Source organism: Nannocystis bainbridge (genome assembly GCF_028368995.1).
Lineage (GTDB): Bacteria > Myxococcota_A > Polyangia > Nannocystales > Nannocystaceae > Nannocystis > Nannocystis bainbridge.
On the sequence record NZ_JAQNDL010000001.1, the window covers coordinates 4,176,956 to 4,199,322 of the forward strand.

Sequence of the window (22,367 nt, forward strand, 5' to 3'; positions counted from 1 at the left end):
CCCGCGTCGCCAGGACCGAGAGGCGGTCGTCCCGCCTCGAAGATCGCGCCGACGAGGAGCAGCCGCGAGCGCAGAGGCGCCGGTCGGCCCTCGCCTTCGAGATGTCTCTTCGGACATGTCCTCCGGGACTGCTTGACGGCCTCGTCGCCGCCCGCGTAGAACCGGCGCCCGCGGCATGAAGCTCGTCGACGTGACCGAGTTCTACTCCCAGCGCGGCGGCGGGGTGCGCACGCACCTGACGGAGAAGGCCGCCGCGGCCGCGCGTCGCGGGCACGAGCACCTGGTCTTCGCGCCTGGTCCGCGCCACGCCGCCGACCCGGGCGTGCGCTACATCCCCGGCCCCTCGCTGCCGTACGACCCGACCTATCACCTGCTGTGGCGGATCGGCGCGGCCCGGCGGATGCTGCGGGCCGAGCGGCCCGACGTGCTCGAGATCCACTCGCCGTACGTCGCCGCGATCGCGGCGCTGGGGCTGCGGCCGGGCGAGTTCGGCGTGCGCACCTTCGTCTGGCACTCCGACTTCATCGACACCTACCTGCGCGGCGGGCTCGAGCGGCGCCTCGCGCTGCTGTTCCGCGGCCGCGCCGCGCGGGCCGCAGATCGCGTCGTCGAGCCGCTGTGGGCCCACGTGCGCCGGATCGCCGACGCCTGCGCCATGACCGTCGTCGGCTCGCGCTGGCAGCGGCACAAGCTCGAGCAGCACGGCGTCGCCCGCGTCGAGCACATCCCGTTCGGCATCGAGCCCGGGCGCTTCGCCCCCGAGCGGCGCAGCGAGGCCCGCCGCCAGGAGCTGCTGGCCGGGCGCGCGGGGCCGCTGATCGTCGCCATCGGCAGGTTCGCCGTCGAGAAGCGCTGGGACGTGGTCGTCGACGCCTACGCCCGGCTCGCCGAGCGCCACCCCGGGGCGGTGCTGGCGGTGTTCGGCGACGGTCCCGAGAGACATGTCTTCAAGGACAGGCTCGGCGAGCGCGCCGACGTCCGCGTCCTCGGGTTCGAGCGCGACCGCGACCGCCTGGCGGTGACGCTCGCCAGCGGCGACCTGCTGCTCCACGGCTGCCCGTTCGAGACCTTCGGCCTCGGGGTCGCCGAGGCGATCGCCAGCGGCCTGCCGGTGGTGGTGCCCGACGCCGGCGGCGCGTCCGAGCAGGCGCCCCCCGAGAGCGCGGCGCAGTACTCCGCCGGAGACGTGGACGCCTGCGTGGCCGCCGCGGAGGCGCTGCTGGCCGTCGACCCGGCCGAGCTGCGGGCCCGCGCCGCCACGGCGGCCCGCCGGGTCCCCAGCGTCGTCGATCACTTCGACGCCCTGTTCGGCCGCTACCGCGAGCTGCTCGCGCGTTGATTGCGAGCGCCCGCCCGGCGTGACAGCATCCGCGCGTGCCGGTCCACGTATCGATCCACGACGTCACCCCCGCCTGGGCCGCGGAGGTCGACGCTGCCTTGCATGCGTGCGCCGAGGTCGGCATCAAGCCTGGCCTTTTGGTCATCCCGAATTATCACGGCGCCTGGCCGCTCGACGACCACCCCGACTACGCCGAGCGCCTGCGCGGGTGGCAGGCCGCGGGCCACGAGATCTTCCTCCACGGCTACTACCACCTGACCGGCGCCGGTCCGCGCACCGCGGCTGCGACCGGTCACGCGGCGCCTCGCGGGCTGCGGCGGCTGTGGGCCCAGAAGGTCGTGTCGGGCGGCGAGGCCGAGTTCAGCGACGTGGGCGAGGCCGAGGCGCGTCGCCGCCTCGACGACGGCGAGGCCGTGCTGCGCCGCGCCGGCCTCGAGCAGCTCGACGGCTTCATCGCCCCCGCCTGGTCGATGCCGCCGTGGATGCACGCCGTCCTGCGCGAACGCGGCTACCGCTACACCGAAGACCACCTGCACGTGTACGACCCGGCCACGGGCACCCGGCGCGCCAGCCTGGTCCTCAACTACGCCAGCCGCACGCCGGCGCGGCTGTGGTCGAGCCTCCTTTATTGCCGGCTCGCCCGTCCGGCCCGGCGATTTTTACCCACGCGCGTGGCGATCCACCCGGCCGACATGCGCCACGCCGTGCTGCGCAAGGAGATCCACGACCTCCTCCGCTGGGCCGTCGGCGACGCCGTCGTGCCCGCGCGCGCCCTCGTCGAGGCCTGAGCCATGGCCCGGATCAGCCTCGTCGTGCACGGCCGCGGTCGCGGTCACGCCAGCCGGGCCGTCGCCTGCGCCCACGCCCTGCGCGACGCCGGTCACGCCCTCCACGTGTTCGCCGGCGGCGACGCGGAACATGCCCTCAAGGACATGTCCGAAGTGACATCCATCCCGATCGTCCGGCCCGGCCTCGGCGCCGCGACGGGGTGGTTGCGGCGGCTGGCGAGCGACGCCGAGCGGTTCGCCGCCGCGGCGCCGGAGTGCATCGTCAGCGACGGCGATCAGCCCAGCCTCGTGGTCGCGCGCCGGCGCCGGATCGGCAGCGTCGCCGTCGATCACGGCCTCGCCCTCACCCACGGCCGCCTGCCGATCCGCCCGCCCGCGTGGATGCGGCTGTACGAGCGGCTCAACAACGCCCCGCTGGCGCTGGGCGGCCGCCTCGTCGCCGTCCATTTCCTGCCGTTCGTGGCCACCGATTCGCGCGTCGCCGTCGCCCGGCCCGACCTGCGCGACGACCTGCGCGGGCCCGTCACGCGCGAGGGCTTCTTGCTGGCCTACTTCCGCGACGACAACGGCCGCGACGCCCTCGCCCTCGCCCTCGCCGCTGGCGCCGATATCGTCTGCTTCGGCGAGCGCGACCCGCAGCTGCCCGGCTTGCGGTTTCATCGCTCGGACCGCGCCGGCTTCGCCGACCACCTGCGGCGCTGCGACGGCGTCATCACCTCGGCCGGCAGCAACGTGCTGGCCGAGTGCGTCATGCTGCGCAAGCCGGCCCTGGCGCTGCACCACCGCGGCGACGCCGAGCAGGCCCTCAACGCCCGGCTCGCCGAGCACGCCGGCGTCGCGCTCGGGCGCAGCTTCGAGGACCTGCGGGCGCGGGACGTCGGTGAGTTTTTGACCCGGGTGCGCGGCGGTGAGTTCGCCGCGCCCGACCTCATGACCGCCATGCCGCCGGTGTCCGAGGTGGTCGTCAGCGCCGTCGCGGCGCTCCTGGTATAAGGCCCACGCGCATGTCCGACCTGCCCCGCGCCACCGGCCTCGCCGCGCTCGTCGTGCGCCGCCCGCTGGCGATCGTCGTCATCGCGCTGATCCTCGGCGTGCTCGGTTACTTCGGCACGCGTCGGCTCGGCATCGACCAGGAGCTGCGCGCGCTGCTGCCCGACGACGCGCCCAGCGTCACGCGCCTCGACGCCGTCAGCGATCGGCTCGGCAATCAGTCCGACCTCTACGTCACGATCCGCGGCCCCTCGCGCGAGGCCAACCTCGCGCTCGGGGCCGCGATCGCCGACGACCTCGCCGGGCGCGACGACATCCGCTACGTCCTGTTCCGCCGCGACCCCGCGTTCTTCCGCGATCACCTGCTGTTCTACGCCGGGCTGCAGGACCTGCTCGACCTGCGGCAGCGGGTCATCGACGCGATCCAGACCCGCGTCCGCCGCGAGCTCAGCATGTTCCCCGAGGATCGGGCCGCGGGCGCCGGCGACGACGATCTCGACCTCGACGAGAAGGCCCTGCGCGAGCGCTACGGCCTCGACAGTGAACCCTCGGAGTACTTCGAGCGCGACGAGGGCCGGCTGGTCGTCGTGCGCGCGCGGCCGACCCGGGCCAACACCGACATCTCGTTCGCGCGCGGGCTCTCGCGCGAGCTCAAGGCCGCGATCGACGGCCTCGAACCCAGGCGCTACCACCCCGACATCGAGGTCACGATCGACGGCAGCTACGCCGAGCACACCGCTCAGGCCAGCAGCCTCGAGCGCGACATCATCTCCGGCACCGCGTTCGCGTTCGGCCTGCTCCTGCTGGTGGTGGCGATCTACTTCCGCGGCCTGCGGGCGGTGCCGCTGGTGCTCGTGCCGCTGCTGGTCGCCGTGGTCACGACGCTGGCGATCGGCTGGGTCTTCTACCGCGAGCTCAACCTCGTCAGCGCCTTCATCTTCGCCGTCACGCTCGGCCTCGGCATCGACTTCGGCACCCACATCCTCTCGCGTTACCGCGACGAGCGGCGCCGCGGCCTCGATCAGCTCCAGGCGATCTCGACCACCATCGCCACCACCGGCGTCTCGACCGCCGGCGGCGCGATGAGCACCGCGTTCGCGTTCCTGTTCCTGGTCCTGGCCGAGTTCCGCGGCTTCTCGCAGTTCGGGGTGATCGGCAGCCTCGGCATCATGATCGCCTTTGTCGCCGCGCTGGTGGTCCTGCCCGCGCTGGTGCTGGTGCTCGACCGCGTGGTCCCCTGGCGCGTGCCGGCGCCGACGGCCAGCACGGCCCCGGGCGCCCGGTACATCCCACGCCGGTTCCCCTGGCTGGCTCTCGGGACAGTTTTGGTGTGCCTCGGCGGCGGCGTCTACGGCGTCACCCTGCTGCCGCAGATCGGCTTCGAATACAACCTCAGCAAGCTGGGTCCGCCCGACCGCACCAGCCCCGAGGAGCAGCAGCGGGCCAACCAGTACCGCGACGCCGTCGGCCGCACGCAGTCGAGCGACCCGACGATCGTGCTGACCGACAACCTCGCCCACACCGAGGCCGTCAACCGCCAGCTGCAAGCGATCCTCGACCTCGAGCCGGAGCAGATCGCCGAGATCACGGGCCTGGAGCCGTACGCCGACACCCCGCGCAAGCCGAAGCCCGAGCCGAAGCCCGCGCCGGCGCCGAAGCCCGCCGCGGACGAGGACGACGAGGACGACGAAGCAATCGAGCCCGACGATGCGAAGTTCGTCCGCCTCGCCGAGCTCGCGCGCGCCCACGGCACGGTCGACCCTGCGGTGCGCGAGCAGCTGAAGCAGTACCCGCCCGAGCGCCTGCGCGAGATGGACGACCTGCTGAGCAGCGTGCTGTCGATCTACACCTTCGTGCCCGAGCTGCAGGCCGAGAAGCTCGAGATCATCCGCGACATCCGCACGCGCATTGACAACAAGCGCGGCTCGTTCTCCGCCGCCGAGCTCGAGAAGTTGAAGTCGTGGGAGCGCTACCTGCAGGTCGACGCGCCGATCGGCCCGGAAGACCTGCCGCAGTGGGTCAAGGTCCAGTTCACCGACATGCACGGCGAGCTCGGGCGGTTCGTCGCCTGCTGGCAGCGCGGGCCCAAGTCCGAGTACGCCCACGCCAAGCGGATCCACGACGCCTTCGACACCATCGAGACGCCGCTGGGCCCCGCGCCCGCGGTCGGCTCGCACTTCGTCGTGCCCGAGGTCGTCGACGCCATCCGCGGCGACGGCCCGCTGGTGATGACCGCCGTGTTCGGCGTGCTGACCGTCACCGCGCTGGTGATGTTCCGCAGCGTCGCCCACGCGGCGATCGTGCTCGCGACCGTCGGCTCGGCGCTCGGCTGGCTGGCCGGGGTGTTCGTGGCGATGGGCTGGACGCTCAACCTGTTCAACCTGGTCGCGTTGCCGCTGCTCGTCGGCATGGGCCAGGACGACTCGCTGCACATCATCCACCGCTTCCGCGAGGAGGGCCCCGGCCGGCTGGCGCACACCATGCGCGAGACCGGCGGCGCCGTGGCCCTCACCACCGTCACCACCGTCATCGGCTTCTCGAGCATGCTGTTCGTCGACCACATCGGCGTGCGCTCGCTCGGCTGGACCGCCGTCGTCGGCATGACCTTCTGCCTGCTCGCGTCGCTCACGCTCGTGCCCGCTTGCCTGCGCCTCGGCGAGTGGTCGCGGGTCCGGCGCGGCGAATGAGAGGTCCCTTTCGACATGTCCCAAACGCCAGATGACCGCCCGGCGCCGCGCCCCGCCGTCCCGCCGGCCGCCGCCGCACCGGCCGCGCGTCCGCGCGAAGCGCTGCATGATTTGGTCGCGCGCGCAAGCGCGCACACTGGCCCGCTGTGGGGCAAAGCCGCTACATTGAGGGCAGCATGCGGATCGCCCTCGTGATGGCCGGCGGCGGCGGCTCGCGGCTCTGGCCCGCCTCGACCCCGGAGCGGCCCAAGCAGTTCATGGCCCTGCGCGACGACAGGCGACAGAGCCTGCTCGCGGCCGCGGTCGATCGCGCGGCGGCGGTCGCGGGCGCCGACTGCACCTTCCTCGTCACCACCCACGGCCTGACCGCCGCCGTCCGCGCCGCGGCGCCGCAGCTCGGGCCCGAGCAGGTGATCGAAGAGCCGTGCCCGCGCAGCACCGCGCCATGCGTGGCGCTGTCGCTGGTGCACATCGTCGAGCGGCTGCGCGCGCGCGGCTGGTCCGAAGCACAGATCGACGAGACCGCGCTGATGGTGCTGCCGTCCGACCATCACGTCGGCGATGAGGACCGCTTCGCCGACCTGCTCGCGCGCGCCTGCGACTGCGCGGCGGAGACCCGCGACGTGGTCGTGCTCGGCGTCACGCCGACGCGGCCCGAGACCGGCTACGGCTACATCGAGCGCGACCGCGTGCCGCAGACCTCGCCGTGCGACACCGCCTGCGCCACGCTGACCCTCTACTCGGCGGTGCGCTTCGTCGAGAAGCCGAACCTCGCCCGCGCGCGCGAGTTCCTGGCCAGCGGCCGGTTCCTGTGGAACGCCGGCGTGTGCATCACGCCCATCGGTCGCCTGCTCGCCGAGTACCAGCGCCACGCGCCGACGCTGTGGCAGGCGTTCGCGCCGGTGATCGCCGCCCTGCGCGAGGGCGAGGCCGAGCTGGCCCGCACGCGCACCGCCGCCGCCTATGCGTCGATCCAGCCGGCCTCGATCGACGTGGCGATCCTCGAGCAGCTCGCCGACCTGCGGGTCGCCGCCAGTGATGTCGCGTGGACCGACCTCGGCTCGTGGGCGGCCATCCGCGAGGCCCTGCCGCGCGACGCCGACGGCTTCGCCGTGCACGCCGAGAACGGCGCAGCCGTCCACGTGGTCGACGGCCACGACGGCCTGGTGTGGACCGACGGCGCCGACGTGGCGATCGTCGGCCTCGACGGCATCGCGGTGATCTCCGCCGGTGGACGGATCCTCGTGTGCCCGCTCGAGCGCGCCCAGGAGGTCCGCGCCGCCGCCGAGGCCGCCGCCCGACACGCCGCCCAGCCGCGCGACAAGCCCGAAGACTGAGCTGTCCCGAAGGACAGCTTATTCGATGATTGGCTGTCTCGCGGGACAGTCAGCTTCTCCCGAGCGACGCCCCTGCTGTCCTGAGGGACATGTGAGGTCCAGAACCCTCCCTGAGATGTCCCGAGAGACAGCCCTCCGCGGAGCGGCGCCCCTGCTGTCCTGAACGACACGACCATCCCGAGCCGACAGGCGATAGCCTCCTGTCAGCGCCCACCACGTCGGCGATCCACATCCCGCGACGGATCGCCGCAGACCCTCCGCTCGGCCCGTCTCTGCCGCCATGCCGCGCGAGGCCTCGCACACCGGCGCGCCTGGGCCGGGCCTGGCGCTTCGATCATACTCGCCGCACGTGACGAGCACCGAGCCCAGCACTCGCGCCACGCCGCCGCCGTGGCTGCAGCGTGTGGCCATCCTCAACGACTACGCGCGGGTCCCCTACGCCAACGGCTCCTCGTTCGCCTCGCAGATGCTGCGGCGCGAGTTCGCCGCGCGCGGGCAGGAGGTCACCGTCATCGGCCCGAACGACCCGCACGCGCGGCCCGACCAGCTGCCGCCGCGGCGGATCTTGCTGCCCTCGCTGCCGCTGCGCAATCACCCGGGGGTGTACATGCCGTTCCCCTCGGCGCGCAGCTTCCGGGCCGCGGCCGCGGCCAAATTCGACTTCGTGCTCAGCCAGAGCAACCACGATCTGTGCGACCTCGGCGTGTGGCTGCGGTTCAAGCACGACGTGCCGCTGCTGTGCGTCAACACCCTGCACCTGCCGAGCGTCTACGGCGTGGTCCTGTCCGATCGCATGCGCAAGAACCGGACCATCAACGGCCTGTTCCAGGACCGCTTGATGCCGTGGCTCGAGCATCACTCCGCCGAGGTCTACAACCTCGGCGACGGCCTCATCGTCCTCGCCGAGGGCCTCGTCGACTACTGGCGGGAGCGCGGCGTGACCGTGCCGATCCACGTGATCCCGCGGGCCGTCGCCCCGCACATCTTCGACGCCCCGGTCGGCGACGACCCGTTCCCCGCCAGCGCGCCCGCCGGTCAGCGGCTCCTCGTGGTCTGTCGTCACTCGCGCGAGAAGGGCGTCGAGCGGCTGCTCAAGCTGTTCGCCCGCCACGTCGCCCCCGCGTGCCCGCAGGCGACGCTGACCCTCGTCGGCGACGGCCCCGACCACGACGCCTTCCGCGCCCTCGCCGAGCGCCTCGGACTCGGGGGCCGCGCGCAGTTCGTCGGCGAGGTGCCCGTCACCGAGGTCCCGAACTACTACCGGCACGCCGACCTGTTCGTCTACACATCGCTGTCCGAGACCTACGGCCAGGTCGTCAGCGAGGCGATGTGGTGCGGGCTCGCGGCGGTGGCGTTCGCCGACGGCATGGGCGTGTCGCAGCAGATCCGCGACGGCCGCGACGGCTGGCTCGTCGAGCCCGGGCCCGACGCCGACGCCGCCGACGCCGAGTTCGGCGCCCGCGTGGTCGCCCTGCTGCGCGACGAGGCTGCCCTTCGGGGCATGTCCGAAGAGGCAGCCCGGCACGCCCGCGAGCGCGCCGACCCGGACCGCAGCATCGCCCGCTACTACGCCGCCTTCGAGGCCGCCCGCGAGCACTGCCGCAGCACCGCCGCCGAGCGCCGGACCCAGGGCCTGAACACGCCGCGGCTGATCTCCCGCTGGCTCGCCGTCCACGGGGCCGTCGTCGGCCTCAGCGCCCTGCGCCCGCCCGCCCTGCTCAACCGCAACGGCGGCGAGCAGCCGGCGTGGAGCTAGCTCGCGCGGCCGGCCGACGCGCCCGCGCGGCGAACCTCGAGGACATGTTCATTAGGGCATGATCCCGGGGACATGTCCGATTCGACATGTCCCCGGAGCCCGCCGCTCAGCCCTGCGCGTGGGCCAGAGCGATGTCGAGGTAGGGCTGGATCAGCCCTAGCACGTGCCCGCGGGCGCGGACACGGCGGAGGTTGCCGTAGTGCCCGGCGATCGCCCGGTCGACGAAGATGATCTCGCGCGGCGGCTGGAACGACGCCATGCGCTTGAGGGCGGCCGGGATCATGCGGATCACGTCGTCGTGCAGGGTCGCGCGGGCGTAGTCGAACGGCTCGCCGGTGAGGAACGGCAGCGCCAGGATGTCGCGCCACTGCTTGTAAAAGGCCGGCTCGACCGGCGGCCCGTCGGGGTTGCGCACCCCGAGCGCGCGCAGGGCCTCGTCGACGCCGTCCCAGTCCTCGGCGATCCCGCAGCGGATCGTCCTGGCGTAGGCCGCGGCGATCTCGGGCGGGACCTGCTTCACGCAGCCGAAGTCGTAGAGCACGACGTCGCCGTTCGGGCGGAACGCCAGGTTGCCGGGGTTGGGATCGGCGTGGATCAGCCGGTGCTCGAACAGCTGGGCCGCCAGCGCGCCGAACAGGTTCTCGCCGATCCGGTCGCGCACCGCCTGCGAGTAGCCGCGGGCGTCGAGCTCCTCGATGCGGTCCCCTGGCTCGAAGGTCAGGGTCAGCACCCGCTGCGACGAGCGCTCGCCGACCACCTCGGGCACGATCACGTGGTCGTCGCCGCGGTGGATCTCGCCGAAGCGGCGGACGTTGTCGGCCTCGTTGCAGTAGTCGAGCTCCTCGACCAGGCGGGCGCGGATCTCGGCGAACACATCGTCCAGGCTCTGCTGCTTGACGTCGGCGAGGCCGGCCGCGCGCTTGACGAAGCCGCCGGCCTTGAGGGCGAACTTGAGCTGCGCCAGGTCGGAGTCGACGGCGCCGTCGACGCCCGGGTACTGCACCTTGACCACGACCTCGCGGCCGTCGTCGGTGGTCGCGCGGTGGACCTGGCCGATCGAGGCCGCCGCGAACGGCTCGACCTCGAAGCGCCTGAACAGCACCTCCGGCGCCGCGCCGAGCTCGCTCTCGATCTGGCGGGCGATCACCGCGAAGTCGACCGGCGGCGCCTCCCGCTGCAGCGAGCGCAGCGCCTCGGACAGCTCCTTCGGCAACAGGTCACCGGCGATCGACGCCATCTGCCCGACCTTCATCACCGCGCCCTTGAGCTCGCCGAGGGTCCGGGCGATGCGCCCGCCGTTGAGCTCGTGGGCGGCGTTGCGGTCGCGCTCGGCGTCCTCGTCCGACTGGAACATCCCCTTGATCCGCGTCTTCGCGTAGCTGCCCGCGACCTGTGCGGTCATGCCGGCGAGCTTGAAGAAGCGCCTCCCCTTGGTGACCGGGCCCTCGTTCATCGCCGCTCGCTCCGTCCTGACTCTGCCCGCCCGCCCGGGCTCGCGCAAGCCCACGCGCCCGCGCGTCGCAGCTCCTCGGCCGCGAGGCCCCGTCGCCGCCGGAGCGTGACTCGCCCGCGACCGGCGGAGCTGACGCAGCTGTCCTTCGGGACATGCTCGACGCCAGCGCGTCACATGTCCCGTGGGACATGTTCCTACGGGCACCTCCGGGCCCGGCCCCGCGAGCTCGCGGCCAGGGAGTGATTACCCTCGTCCCGGTGTGCGCTGGCTCGCGGCCGCGACCCGGGGCGGCCCGCGACGCGGCGCCTGGAACGCTGCGGGGATCGGTCGGTGGCGGCGAAACCGGGCGGGACCGCCGCCGGGGCCCGGGCCCGGGGCCTCGCGGGGCCGCCACGGGCCTTGCGAGCGGCCCGCGCCGCCCGGCCCCGCGAGCCTGTAGGATGAGCGACGGAGCCGACCGTGACCCGCGAAGCGAAGCCAGACTCGTCGAGGACCGTCCAGGAGACCGCGCGCTTCATCCTCCGCTACCTGCGGGAGAACGGCGAGGGCGCCACCAAGGAGACGCTGTCCACCAAGGCCGGCGTGGCCGGCGTGACGGTGCAGCGGGCGCTCAAGTACATGCGCGAGGAGTGGGACGCGCCGCTCGAGTTCGTGCACGCGAGCAAGGTGTGGAAGCTGCTCGACGACAAGTTCACGCTGCCGCTGACCGACCCCGACCCCGAGGATCTCGCTGCGGTCGTGTTCGCTTCGGCGCTGCTGCAGCCGGTCGCCGACGCCGAGCTCAACGCCCGCGTCAAGCGGCTGGTCGAGCAGATGGACGCCGCGATCGAGGAGACGCAGAAGAGCGCGTCCAAGGTGCGGCCGAAGAGCGTGACCGCGACGATGACCACCGGCACGCGGGTCGACTCGCGCCTGGTGTCGAAGCTGCTGCAGGCCGTCGGCTCCGGCGTGGTCCGCATCGAGTACGACAGCCCGTGGTCGGGCACGCGCAAGACCCATGACGTCGAGCCGTGGCAGCTGCGGCTCCACGACGGCGTGATGTACATGCGCGCGTTCTCGCGGACGACCGGCGACGCGCGCAGCTTCCGGGTCGCGCAGATCGTCCACGCGCGCGTGCTCCCGGGTCAGACCCCGCGCGAGGCCGTGCCGACCAAGAACAACCTGTGGGGTGGTTCGGAGCCGGGCTACGGCATCGACAGCGACCGCCCCGGCGTCGCCACCTTGCGCGTGCGCGGCGGCGTGGCCCGGTGGATCGCCAACCTCGTGTGGGACCCCGGCCAGGAGGACAAGTGGATCGAGCCTGGCGAGCTGCTCGAGCGCAAGGTGCCGTACCACTCGTGCCGCGAGTTCGCGCGGCGGCTGTTCACGATCGTCGACGGCCTCGAGTCGATCGAGCCGGCCGAGCTGCGCGAAGAGGTCGTCAGCGACGCGCGCGCCTTCCTCGACCGCTTGCATATCGCGCAGGCGTGAGCGCCGCGTTGTCTGCCGCGGATCAAGCGCCCGTGGCAAGCTCCTCCTCGAGGTCGACGGGGGACGAACTGGGTGGGTGACTTCATCGCCCCGGGGCCGGTGCTGGCCTTACGGGCTTGAAGTCTTGGTGACCTCGGGCCCAGGCGGGGACCTACGCGGCGCAGGTCGTCGCGTGGGTCCTCGCCTCCTTTTGCTATCATCCGCGCGTGCGCACGCGCCCGCGAGTCTGCGTCCTTCACGTCGGCGGCACCATCGGCATGGTCCGCACCGAGACCGGTTACGCGCCGCAGCCGGGCTTCCTCGGCGAGTACATGGCCGCGATGCCCGAGCTGCAGCGCTCGGAGCTGCCGGCCTTCGACGTCATCTCGCTCGAGCCGCTGCTCGACTCGGCCGACATGGCGCCCGACGACTGGGTCCGCATCGCCGAGGCCATCGCCGCTCGCTACGCCGACTACACCGGCTTCGTCGTGGTCCACGGCACCGACACGATGGCCTACACCGCCTCGGCGCTGAGCTTCTTGCTGCCCGGCCTGGCCAAGCCCGTCATCCTCACCGGCTCGCAGCTCAGCCTCACCCACGTCCGCAGCGACGGCCGCGAGCACATCATCACCGCCCTCTTGCTCGCCGGCACCTGCGAGATCCCCGAAGTGTGCATCTACTTCGCCTCGCGCCTCCTCCGCGGCAACCGGGCGCAGAAGGTCCACAACCTCGACTTCGTCGCCTTCGACAGCGGCAACCTGCCCCCGCTCGCCACCCTCGGCGTCGGCATCGAGGTCGCCCGTCACCTGGTCCGAAAGCCAGGTTCTGCCGGCGCCGCCGGCCTGACGATGATCCCCCTCGTGCGCCGGCCCGAGGTCGCCGCCGTGCGCCTGTTCCCTGGCATCGGCGCGGCGATGATGGCCAAGCTGCTCGAGCCCCCGCTCGAGGGCCTCGTGCTCGAGACCTACGGGGTCGGCAACGCGCCGAGCCGCGACCAGGCGCTGCTCTCGACGATCGCCCGCGCCGCCGCGCCGCCGCGCGAGGCGGTGATCGTCAACTGCTCGCAGTGCCACGGCGGCTCGGTCCGCCAGACCACCTACAGCACCGGCGCCGCGCTGGCCCGCGCCGGCGTGCTGTCCGGCTTCGACATGACCCCCGAGGCGGCCCTCACCAAGCTCTACTGCCTGCTCGCCGCCGGCCTGCCGCCGGCGACCGTCCGCTCGCGCATGCAGCAAGACCTCGCCGGCGAGCTGACGCCGGACCCCGCGAGCGGCTCCGTCTCGTAAAGGTGCGACGATGCGCGATCTGTTCCTGAGCCTGTCCGTTTGCACATGTCTTTTCGCACATGTCTCCGGGTGCAGCTCGCCACCGGCCGCCCCGGCCGCCCCGGCGAAGCCCGCCGCCAAGCCCGCCGCGTCCGCCGCTGACGCGCCGGTCGGCTACGACCTGCGGCGCCTGCGGCCGCGCGACGAGGAGACGCTCGCCGCCATGTTCGAGCGCCTGCGCGCCCAGGCGCTGGCCGACGGCAAGCGCGTGGCCGTGCTGTTCAGCGCCGACTGGTGCGAGCCCTGCCGCGAGCTCGAGCAGGAGCTCGGCAACCGCCACCCGGCCGCGGAGATCGGCGATGTCCGGTTCCTCGAGCTCAAGGAGGAGGACTGGAGCGCGGCGGCCCGGATGGACGAGTTCAACGAGCTGCGCCGCCGCTGGGTCGGTCAGACCGGCTCGTACCCGCTGCTGATGCTGCTCGACGCCGAGGGCAATTCGAGCGAGGAGATGAAGCAGGCGATCGAGCGCCTCGAGGCTGCGAAGATCGAGCCGACGCTGGCGCACTGGCTGGCCGATACGCGGCCGAAGAGCGCGACCTAGCGGGGCAAACGTCGACCTCCGCTGGCCGGCCCGATGCCTGGGCCGGAGATTCAGGAGCGCGCTGGCGGTGCGGCGGAGGCGAACGGCCGCCCGTCGAACACGACCCGGGCCGCGCGGATCTTGCCATCCTCGACGGTGTACCAGCGGGCGACGAAGCTTGTCGGGAGCGGCGCCTTCATCACCAGGTCGCAGAAGACGGCCACGTCATCGTCGGCGGCGAAGATCTTCCGGATCTCCATGCGCTCGAGACGCTCGCCGGCCCGCTCCAGAGAAGCGACGTAGGCGTCGGCGTCGTGCACCGCCTCGAACGGGCCGGCGAAGGTCACCTCGTCGGCCAGCAGCCGCCGCACCGTCGCGTAGTCGCCGAGCAGCCACGCGGCCTCGAACTCGATCACGATCTCCTTCGCGCTCTTCGTCGCCTTCATTTCACTGTTCATGCCGCGAAGGTTGCCGTCGCCGCCCGGCCCGCGCCATGCTCGTTCGTCCGCGATCCCTGTCCGTTCGTCGCCCTCCCGCCGCCGACTCGGGCAAACTGACGCCTCGCGGTCATGACGATCGATCCGCTCAGCGACGTGTTGAAGGCCGTGCGCCTGCGCAGCCGCCTCTTCTGTCAGTCGACGATGCGCGCGCCGTGGGGCTTCCGCGTCGAAGGTCGCAGCCCGGCCAGTTTCAATATGGTGGTCGACGGCTGCGCGCGGCTCGAGCTGAAGGGCGTCGCGGAGCCGTTGAGCCTGGGTCCCGGCGATCTGGCGATCGTCCCCGGCGGCAACCCCTACACGGTAAACGACGGCCCGGGCTCGCCGACGCCGACGCTCGAGGAGCTGCTCGCGGTGTCGCCGGTGGATTCCGAAGGCCGGCTCTCGCACGGCGGCGACGGGCCCGTGACGACGCTGCTGTGCGGCGCGTTCTTCTTCGACGACGAGAGCGCGCGGGCCCTGCTCGACGCGTTGCCACCGGTGCTGCTGGTGCGAGCGCACGACGGTCCCCCCGACCCGCACACGGCCTGGCTGCGCGCGACTCTAGTGCTGCTCGAGCACGAGGTCCACACCGACAACCCGGGCCGGCGGCTGCTGCTCGATCGACTGCTCGACATCCTGTTCGTGCAGGCCGTGCGGGCCCACTTTCAGGCGCCGACGAGCGCCCCGCCTGGCTGGCTCGACGCGTTGCGCGATCCGCAGATCGGCGCCGCGGTGGCGCTGCTCCATCGTGAGTGCGCCCGACCGTGGACAGTGACGAGCATCGCGGCCAGGGTCGGTCTGTCGCGCACCGTGTTCACCGAGCGCTTCGGCATCTTGGTCGGCGAGTCCCCCGCGCGCTACCTGACGCGCTGCCGGGTCGCCCGGGCGATGACCCTGCTACGCGACGCGGACCCGTCGCTGGCGCAGATCGCCGAACAGGTCGGCTACGCCTCGGAGGCCGCCTTCAGCAAGGCCTTCAAGCGCCACGTCGGCGTCGGCCCGGGCGCTTTCCGCCGCGCGCCGACCTCGTGAAAAGGCCCTCAGGACATGTCGCAAAGAACATGTCCTGAAGCACATCGACCGACTTTCATCGCCCGCAGGATCTACGACGGCGAGCTACCAGGACCTGACCCGAGGGCCAGGTCGCTCGCTGTTCCTGTGACGCTCCGACGGACCTGTCCCGAGGGCCAGGGTGCCCTCGGTTCAGGTCCGTGCGCGCGGCCTAGCGGCGGCGGCGGAGGATGAAGCCGGCGCCGAGGGCCATGAGGACCATCGCGCCGTTCCAGGCGTTGCCGTCGGCGTCGACGGAGCAGCCCTTCTTCTTCTCGACCGGGGGCGGGCCTTCGTTGGCGGAGTCAGGGGTGGAGGAGGAGCCGCCGCCGCCGCTGCCGTCGTTGCCGTCACCGCCGCCGAGGGAGTCGTGCGCGTCCTGCTCGGCCGCGGCCTTGTCCTCGGCGCTCTCGTCCTCCTTGGGCGCCTCGGGCTTCTTGCCGCTCTTGATCAGCTTGATCTTGCCGGAGGCGAGCGTGAGCTCCTTGCCCTTGGCGTTGACCTGCGTGACCTTGATGTCGTAGGTGCGGTTCTTGTTGAAGCCCTTGCGGCCGTCGAGCTCGAGCTCGCCGTAGAACCACTTGTCGCCGGCGAAGTCGTTCTCGTCGTGGCGCCAGACGGACGATCTGTTGCCGTCGAGCTCCTGGAAGAACTCGACGTAGAGCGGGCCGGGGGCCGGGTTCTCGAGCTTGGCGTGGACGTAGGCGATCCAGCGATCCTCGCCGGGGACTTCGTCGAGCGTGTCGACGACGGCCGACTTGCCCTTGGCGGTGATCTTGCCGGTGCCGTCGATCTCGATCGGTGTGGCGCCGACCTTCACCTCGCCCGCGTAAGCCACGGTGCTGCTGAGCGCGGCCAGCGCGAACGCCGAGGGGAGCGTCAAGCGTCGAAGGAGGTAGTTGCGCGGTGTCTTGGTCATGGCGGTCGGCTCGCAGGGTAGCACAGCCCGCGACGGGGACTATGAACCCCAAGATTCCGGCCCCTGCCCCGCGCGCCGGAGCGAAAGCACGTGCAAAACCCGCGCGCTCAGCCGGCCAGGGCCGTCGCCAGGGCGCCGCTGCGATCCATCGCCGCCAGCTCCGTGAAGCCGCCGATGCTCTGATTCTTGATGAAGATCTGCGGCACCGTGCGCCGGCCGGTGCTCTCGATCAGCCAGCCCCGCGCCTCGGGCAGGTCGGACACATCGACGGCGACGAACGCGATATCGCGCCGCCTCAGCAAGGACTCGGCCATGCGGCAGTACCCGCACGTATCGGTCACGTACAACACGACATCGACGCCGACTTGGTCCGGCGTCTTGAACTCAGTGATGGCCCCGGCGACTCCCATGGCGGTTCTCGCCGAGGGTGTAGCAGAGAATCAGTCCTCGGCGAGCAGGGCGAGGATCTCGTCGTCGAGCTTGTGCTGGTGCTCGCTGGCAAACTTGCCGACGATGACGTCGCGCCGCTGAGCGATGGGCGTGCCGGCGGTGACGCCCTGCCCGCCGATGCCGCCGATCGGGCGCCGACCGACACGGCTCGGCCCGCGGCTCGGACGCGGCGGACCCTGACCCGCGGCGGACGCGGCCACCTGCGCTTGCGCCTCGGGGGCGGTGAACACGACGTGGCCGAGCGTGGGATCGAGGGTCGGGCCGGGCTCACCCGCGGCCAGCGGCGGACCCTGGGGCACGACCTCGCGCGGCTCGGGCGGCGGCCGGCGATCGGGGCGCTTGGCCGGGGCCTTCTCCTGCACCACCGGGGCCGCGACCTCGGGCTTGTTGGAGGCCTCGGGGTGGGCGCCGATGTACTTGACGATCCGCTCGTCGAACGACCCGCTGCGCAGCTGGCGGATCATCGACTTGTGCGAGTCCTGCATCGCCGCGACGATCACGGCGTCGAGGTTCTCGCTCTCCAACTTGTCGCGGTAGTCGACCTTGTTGGAGGCGATGATGGTGCCGTCGTAAAACACGTGCGTGAAGATGTGGGCCTTCTGGAGCCCCGAATCCTCGGTTTGCACGTGATAGAGCCGCCCCCGGTGCGGGATGTTATGGTTGTAACCGAGCTGGGGGGACTGGTTGGCCGCCATGGTGCTGCTCGCGGGAGCGTGCCGGACTAGGTTGCCGGCGTTTTACGCGCACCGCAAGCCCAACTGTACTTTGCGGGCGAGCCATTCCCATAAATGTCCCGCAACTACGGCGGCGAGGGCTCCTGCTATGCTGCGGCACCCGACATCGTCGGGCCGCGAAGTCCCGTGTCTGCAGCCGTCGTTCAGCTCCCCTCCTCCCCTGCCGATTTGCTCGCACCGGCCGTCCAGGCCGGTCAAACGGGGGAGATCCCCGAACCAGCGCTCACCGCGCAGGTCGCCGCGTGCGCCGAAAAAGTGGCGGCGCTCGAGCCACGCGAGGTGTTCGAGCGCCTCAGCGAGGCGTTCTGCGGCCGCCACCCAGAGGTTGCGATGCAGTGGCTCCGCGACGCCGGACTGCTGGTCCACCTGCTGCCCGAGCTCGACGCGACGGTCGCGTTCTCGCAGGAGGGCGGGCGCCGGCACAAGGATGTCTGGGAGCACACGAAGGCGGTGGTGCGCCAGTCGGTGCCGCGCCCGGCCGTGCGCTGGGCCGCGGTGCTGCACGACATCGGCAAGGTCACGACGCGCCGCTTCGTCGGCCCGGGCAAGGTCACCTTCCACGGCCACGCGGAGGAGGGCGTTCGCATGTTCCGCCGCGGCCCGGCTCGCCGGATCGGCTTCCCGCCCGAGCTGCGCGAGCAAGTCGAGCTGCTCATCCTGCATCACCTGCGTCCGGGCCAGTACGACGACGGCTGGACCGACGCGGCGGTGCGGCGCTTCGCCCACGAGATGGGCCCGCTGCTGACCGACCTGCTCGACCTGTCGCGCGCCGACGTGACCAGCAAGCGGCCCGGCAAGCGCCAGCGCTGCCTGTTCTCCATCAGCGAGCTGAGTCGAAGGATCCGCGAGATCGCGGCCCTCGACGCCCGCGTGCCCCCGCTGCCCTCGGGCGTGGGCGACGTGCTGATCCGCGAGCTCGGCCTGGCCCCCGGCAAGATCATCGGCCTGCTGCGCAACCGGCTGTCGGCGATGTGCGAGGCCGGCGAGATCGAGGCCGGACAGGCCGCCGAGTACTATGTGCAGATCGTACGCGAGCGCGGGCTGCTGACCGAGCTCGCGGGGCCGGCAACGTAGGCTGTCCTTCGGGGCAGCACAGGCTGCTGGGCGCGCAGTGCCGGCTGTCCTTCGGGACAGCATCGCAGGACTGAGCGAGCTCGCGGGGCCGGCTGTCCTTCGGGACAGCATCACAGGGCCGCTGGCGAGCTGTCCCGCAGGACAGCTTCGTTCTCACGGGCGGCCGGCCTTTGGGGCGAGCCGCGCTCAGGCGATGTCCCGCGGGACAGCTCGGCTCGCCGGCTCAGCTCTTCTTGCCGTCTTCGGCCTTCGCGTCGGCCGGAGCGGCGCCGCCGGCCGCCGGGGCGCCGTCGACCGGGATCGCCTTGCCGTCGGCCGCCTTCTCGTGGTCGTGCTTCTCGCCGCCGCACTTGCCCTCGCCGCACTTGCCCTCGCCGCACTTGCCCTCGCCCGACTTGGCGTCGACCGGCTTGGCGTCGACCGGCTTGGCGTCGACCGGCTTCACGTCGGCGGGCGTCGGGTCGGCCGCCTTGACGGGGGCGGCTTCCTTGGCGTCCTTCTTGGCCTCGCCGTCGCACCCGCCCGCGCCGAGTCCGAGGAGAGCGAGGGTGGCGGTGATCGTCTTCAGGTCCATCAGTCTTTCGTCCTTGCTCGCAGGGTACCAGCCGCCGCGCGGGATGACGACGCTGGCCGTCGCCCAGCGGGCTCAGGCGGCGAAAGCCGCCTCAAAGCGCGCCAGGGTCGGCCCACGGCGGCAGCTCGGCGCGCACGTCGACGGCGACGCCCGTCATCGGATGCGTGAACGCGAGCCGCACGCAGGCCAGCTCGAGCACCTCACCGGCGCCCGCGCGCCCGACGACCGACAGCCCCAGCGCCTGCGCGTGCAGCGAGATCTGCTCGGTCGGCGCCCGGCGCAGCTCGACCTCGACCAGCGTCGCGCCGTCCCGCTCGGCCAGCCGCCGGAACTCGGTGCGCGCCGGCACCGCCTCGCGCTCGTCGGGGCGCGCGAGGCGGACCGCGCCGGTCGCCTTGATCAGGGGTGTCTCACAGACCATGTCCCCGGGGACATGTCCTGAAAGCCTGGCTCGGTAGACGCGCAGCGCGTCGAGCTCGGCGAACTTCGGCAGGAAGCTGGAAGTGTCCTGGCCGCGGAAGGTGAACAGCGCCAGGCCGGCGGCCGCCGGGTCGAGGGCGTGGACGAGGCCGACGTAGGGCCGCAGGACGCCCTCGCGCGCGAGCCGCTGGACCAGCGCCGGGCTGACCGCGCCGCGGCTGCCCTCGCGGGTGGCCGCCGCCGGCACGCCGTGTGGCTTGTCGACGATGACGCAGTGGGCGTCGCGGTGCACGACGACCAGGCTGTCGGGGGCGAGCGGCGCGACGCTGGACGCGCCGCGGTAGATCGTGACCCGCTCACCCTCGCGCACGCGCAGGGTCGGGATGCAGCTGCGCACGGTGCCGATGTAGACGCCGCCGGCGCGGATGAGCTCGGACGCCGGCGCGACCCCGAGGCCGAGCCGGCGCCCGAGCAGCTGGCGCAGGGTCATGCCGTCCTCCATCGAGATCACGCGCACGCGCACGCGGGCCTCCGCGGCCTCGGGCTGGCTCGGCTGGTCGGCGCTGCTCATACGGACCTGCTCATCGGGACATGCTCGCTACGCCATGCCCTGCGGGACATGCCCGATGGGACATGCCCTTCGGGACATAGACCGCGCGACGACCATGGAAGCTTCGGGTCATGCTCGGGGCGACACGGCCTGGGGGACATACGATCACGAACGCTTGAGGCGCAGCTCGGCGGCCAGCTCGCGCAGCTCGGCCGCGGTGACGTGGTAGCGCTCGCCGCAGTACGAGCAGCGGACCTCGGTGATCTCGCGCTCGCCGGCGAGGGCCTCGACGTCGTCGGCGCCGAGCATGGCGACGATGTCGCGGGCCACCGCCGGGCCGCAGTTGCAGCGGAACGCCAGCGGGGTCTCGCCGACGACCTCGAACGGGCCGTCCGCGAGGGCGAGGCGCAGCAGGTCGGCCGGCTCGCGCGGCAGCATCAGCAGCGACGCCAGGGCCTCGCCGCCCACCCGCTGGCGCAGGGGGGCCAGCACCTCGCCGTCGCTGCCGGGCAGGGTCTGGACCAGCAGGCCGCCGGCCCGCAGCACGTCGCCGTTGGCGTCGAGCAGCACCTCGCAGCGCAGCAGCGACGGCACCTGCTCGCTGGCGTTGAGGTAGTGCTCGAGGTCGACGTCGACCTCGCCGGCCACCAGCTCGACGGTGCCCTGGTAGCGAGAATCTGTCCCTGCGGACATGTCAAAATCGCGGGTCACGGTGAGCACGCCGCGCCGGCCGAGGAACGGCGACAGCGGCAGGCGACCCGACGCGCGCTCGAGCGTGGCCCGCAGCGGCGTGTCGCCGAAGCCGCGGCGCAGGCAGCCGCGCACCGTGCCGTCGCCGTGGGCGTCGAGCAGGAACCCGCCGGCCTCGCCCTCGCCGCCGCCCGGGCCGCGCGAGTCCAGGACGCTGCGCGCGTCGACCCGCAGGCGCTCGACCGGCGACTTCGTCAGCGTCGTCAGCAGGCACCCGGCCGTCAGCGCCCGCCCGAGCGCGATCGCCTCGAGCCCGCGGATGCCGTGGCGCCGGCACGACTCCTGGACCAGGTCGGTGGTGACGGCCGCGAGCGCGCGCATCGCCGCCTGTTCGGGCGAGGCGGAGTCGGGCGCAGCGGCGATGGCGCGGAGGAGCACGTCCACGGCGAGAGGGTAGCGCGCCGCTCAGGGCAGGTCGATCAGGTTGAGGCGCACGCTGGTGGTGGCGCCGCCGCGGACCAGCTTGACCTCGACCTCGTCGCCGACCTTGTAGCGGTCGAGGGCGTTGTAGAGGTCGTCGTAGTTCTTCACCTTGTGATCGTTGATGCCGACGATGATGTCGCCGAGCAAGATCTCGCCGGTGCGGTCCTGCGACAGCCCGCGGATGCCCGCCTTGGCGGCGGGGCCGCCGGTGACCGTGCGGGTGATGACGACGCCCTTGACGCCGACGCGCGCGGCGTAGGCGTCGGGTAGCGGCTCGATGCCGAGGCCCGGGTGCTCGACGCGGCCCTTGTCGATGATCTGCGGGACCACCCGGCGCACCGTCGCCACCGGCACCGCGAACCCGATGCCGGCGCTGCTGCCGGTCTTGCTGAAGATCATCGTGTTCATGCCGATGAGGTGCGCGCCGCTGTCGAGCAGCGGGCCGCCGGAGTTGCCGGGGTTGATCGAGGCGTCGGTCTGGATCATGTCGCGGATGGTGACGCCGCCGTAACCCTGGACCTCGCGGCCGATCGCCGAGACCACGCCGGTGGTGAGCGTGTGGTCGAGGCCGAACGGGTTGCCGATGGCGACCGCGGTCTGACCGACCTCGAGCGGGCCGCCCTGCGGCAGCACGCGGATCGGCGTCAGCGGCTCGTCGCAGTTGATCAGCTTGAGCACGGCGATGTCCTTGTTGGGATCGCCGCCGAGCAGCTGGGCGTCGTAGGTCTTCTGGCTGTAGAGCGTGACGCTGTAGGTGCCGCGCGCGCGGCCGGCGTCGACGACGTGGTAGTTGGTGACGATGTGGCCCTGCGTGTCCCAGACGAAGCCGGTGCCCGAGCCGGCGGGGACCTCGAGCGCGCGCATCGAGTAGTCGCGGACCAGCCGCTTCTGCGTCACGAACACGGTCGCGGGCGCGGCGGCGCGGAACACGTCGATGACGTTCTGCTCGGCTTCGAGGCGCGCGGCGGGCGACGGGGCCTTGACCTCCGGCGTCGCGTGCGACTGCGCCGGTGCGGCTGCGAGCCCCGTCAGCGTCGCGTGCGCGCCCACGTCGGGGGCGATCTCTCGCGGCGCGGAGGCGGTCACAGCCACCGTCTCGGTCTGGGGCGACGGCGGCGCTGCAGCTTGGCACTCGGTCATGCCCGGCAACACCGTGAGGCAGCCGAGGAGGACCAGGGACGAAGACAGCAAAGTTCGGCGGGAGGCGGCCATGGCTGGGCTCTGTTTTAGGCGCCCGGCCGGCGTCCGCAAGGGCCCGCTGCACCCGCTGACCGCCGCGAGGCTGCATTTATGTGCAGGC

General features: G+C 72.4%; 20 protein-coding genes. 11 read left to right on the plus strand and 9 right to left on the minus strand.

Features of this window, described 5'->3' with window-relative positions:
• Positions 1-175: 175 nt before the first annotated feature.
• The 6 genes from POL25_RS16325 to POL25_RS16350 all read left to right on the plus strand — a co-directional run bounded on the left by POL25_RS16325 (position 176) and on the right by POL25_RS16350 (position 8,897).
• Positions 176-1,339 (plus strand): glycosyltransferase, encoded by a 1,164-nt coding sequence (locus POL25_RS16325; RefSeq protein ID WP_272086955.1) that lies wholly within the window; start codon positions 176-178, stop codon positions 1,337-1,339.
• A 35-nt stretch (positions 1,340-1,374) separates the two neighbouring features.
• Positions 1,375-2,127: a DUF2334 domain-containing protein gene (locus tag POL25_RS16330; RefSeq protein ID WP_272086956.1), complete on the plus strand. Its 753-nt coding sequence runs from the start codon at positions 1,375-1,377 to the stop codon at positions 2,125-2,127.
• Between the two features lie 3 nt (positions 2,128-2,130).
• Complete coding sequence (locus tag POL25_RS16335) at positions 2,131-3,120, plus strand: glycosyltransferase family protein (protein WP_272086957.1); 990 nt, start codon at positions 2,131-2,133, stop codon at positions 3,118-3,120.
• Positions 3,121-3,131: 11 nt separating this feature from the next.
• On the plus strand, positions 3,132-5,804 hold the full coding sequence (locus tag POL25_RS16340; protein WP_272086958.1) for an efflux RND transporter permease subunit: 2,673 nt from the start codon (positions 3,132-3,134) through the stop codon (positions 5,802-5,804).
• A 176-nt stretch (positions 5,805-5,980) separates the two neighbouring features.
• Positions 5,981-7,141, plus strand: coding sequence for a mannose-1-phosphate guanylyltransferase (locus POL25_RS16345; RefSeq protein WP_272086959.1), 1,161 nt, complete (start codon positions 5,981-5,983; stop codon positions 7,139-7,141).
• A 349-nt stretch (positions 7,142-7,490) separates the two neighbouring features.
• Positions 7,491-8,897 (plus strand): glycosyltransferase, encoded by a 1,407-nt coding sequence (locus POL25_RS16350; protein WP_272086960.1) that lies wholly within the window; start codon positions 7,491-7,493, stop codon positions 8,895-8,897.
• A gap of 106 nt (positions 8,898-9,003) precedes the next feature.
• Here the strand turns inward: POL25_RS16350 and POL25_RS16355 are convergent, their stop codons facing one another.
• Positions 9,004-10,350: an ABC1 kinase family protein gene (locus POL25_RS16355; RefSeq protein WP_272086961.1), complete on the minus strand. Its 1,347-nt coding sequence runs from the start codon at positions 10,348-10,350 to the stop codon at positions 9,004-9,006.
• 459 nt (positions 10,351-10,809) lie between these two features.
• Here POL25_RS16355 and POL25_RS44355 point away from each other — a divergent pair, with 459 nt between their 5' ends.
• The 3 genes from POL25_RS44355 to POL25_RS16370 all read left to right on the plus strand — a co-directional run bounded on the left by POL25_RS44355 (position 10,810) and on the right by POL25_RS16370 (position 13,665).
• Positions 10,810-11,820: a helix-turn-helix transcriptional regulator gene (locus POL25_RS44355; RefSeq protein ID WP_272086962.1), complete on the plus strand. Its 1,011-nt coding sequence runs from the start codon at positions 10,810-10,812 to the stop codon at positions 11,818-11,820.
• Between the two features lie 206 nt (positions 11,821-12,026).
• Positions 12,027-13,085, plus strand: coding sequence for a type I asparaginase (locus POL25_RS16365; protein ID WP_272086963.1), 1,059 nt, complete (start codon positions 12,027-12,029; stop codon positions 13,083-13,085).
• A gap of 10 nt (positions 13,086-13,095) precedes the next feature.
• Entirely contained in the window at positions 13,096-13,665 is a 570-nt protein-coding gene (locus POL25_RS16370; protein ID WP_272086964.1) for a TlpA family protein disulfide reductase, read from the plus strand.
• A 50-nt stretch (positions 13,666-13,715) separates the two neighbouring features.
• On the opposite strand, the gene POL25_RS16375 is transcribed toward POL25_RS16370, so the two are convergent.
• Positions 13,716-14,090, minus strand: coding sequence for a nuclear transport factor 2 family protein (locus POL25_RS16375; RefSeq protein WP_272086965.1), 375 nt, complete (start codon positions 14,088-14,090; stop codon positions 13,716-13,718).
• A gap of 123 nt (positions 14,091-14,213) precedes the next feature.
• On the opposite strand from POL25_RS16375, the gene POL25_RS16380 reads away from it, so the two are divergent.
• Positions 14,214-15,155, plus strand: a complete 942-nt coding sequence (locus POL25_RS16380) for an AraC family transcriptional regulator (RefSeq protein ID WP_272086966.1) — start codon at positions 14,214-14,216, stop codon at positions 15,153-15,155.
• A 190-nt stretch (positions 15,156-15,345) separates the two neighbouring features.
• Here POL25_RS16380 and POL25_RS16385 read toward each other — a convergent pair whose 3' ends face one another.
• From POL25_RS16385 to POL25_RS16395, 3 genes are all read right to left on the minus strand, one after another.
• Positions 15,346-16,092 carry an MYXO-CTERM sorting domain-containing protein gene (locus POL25_RS16385; protein ID WP_272086967.1) on the minus strand — a complete coding sequence of 249 codons (747 nt, stop codon included), beginning with the start codon at positions 16,090-16,092 and terminating at the stop codon, positions 15,346-15,348.
• A gap of 107 nt (positions 16,093-16,199) precedes the next feature.
• Positions 16,200-16,502, minus strand: coding sequence for a glutaredoxin domain-containing protein (locus tag POL25_RS16390; protein WP_272086968.1), 303 nt, complete (start codon positions 16,500-16,502; stop codon positions 16,200-16,202).
• A 30-nt stretch (positions 16,503-16,532) separates the two neighbouring features.
• Positions 16,533-17,237, minus strand: coding sequence for a RomY N-terminal domain-containing regulatory protein (locus POL25_RS16395; protein ID WP_272086969.1), 705 nt, complete (start codon positions 17,235-17,237; stop codon positions 16,533-16,535).
• Positions 17,238-17,444: 207 nt separating this feature from the next.
• On the opposite strand from POL25_RS16395, the gene POL25_RS16400 reads away from it, so the two are divergent.
• Entirely contained in the window at positions 17,445-18,350 is a 906-nt protein-coding gene (locus POL25_RS16400) for an HDIG domain-containing metalloprotein (protein WP_272086970.1), read from the plus strand.
• Between the two features lie 223 nt (positions 18,351-18,573).
• Here the strand turns inward: POL25_RS16400 and POL25_RS16405 are convergent, their stop codons facing one another.
• The 4 genes from POL25_RS16405 to POL25_RS16420 all read right to left on the minus strand — a co-directional run bounded on the left by POL25_RS16405 (position 18,574) and on the right by POL25_RS16420 (position 22,279).
• On the minus strand, positions 18,574-18,924 hold the full coding sequence (locus POL25_RS16405; protein WP_272086971.1) for a hypothetical protein: 351 nt from the start codon (positions 18,922-18,924) through the stop codon (positions 18,574-18,576).
• A 91-nt stretch (positions 18,925-19,015) separates the two neighbouring features.
• Positions 19,016-19,915 (minus strand): pseudouridine synthase, encoded by a 900-nt coding sequence (locus tag POL25_RS16410; protein ID WP_272086972.1) that lies wholly within the window; start codon positions 19,913-19,915, stop codon positions 19,016-19,018.
• Between the two features lie 144 nt (positions 19,916-20,059).
• Complete coding sequence (locus POL25_RS16415; RefSeq protein ID WP_272086973.1) at positions 20,060-21,028, minus strand: Hsp33 family molecular chaperone HslO; 969 nt, start codon at positions 21,026-21,028, stop codon at positions 20,060-20,062.
• A gap of 21 nt (positions 21,029-21,049) precedes the next feature.
• Entirely contained in the window at positions 21,050-22,279 is a 1,230-nt protein-coding gene (locus POL25_RS16420) for a S1C family serine protease (RefSeq protein ID WP_272086974.1), read from the minus strand.
• Positions 22,280-22,367: the final 88 nt, after the last annotated feature.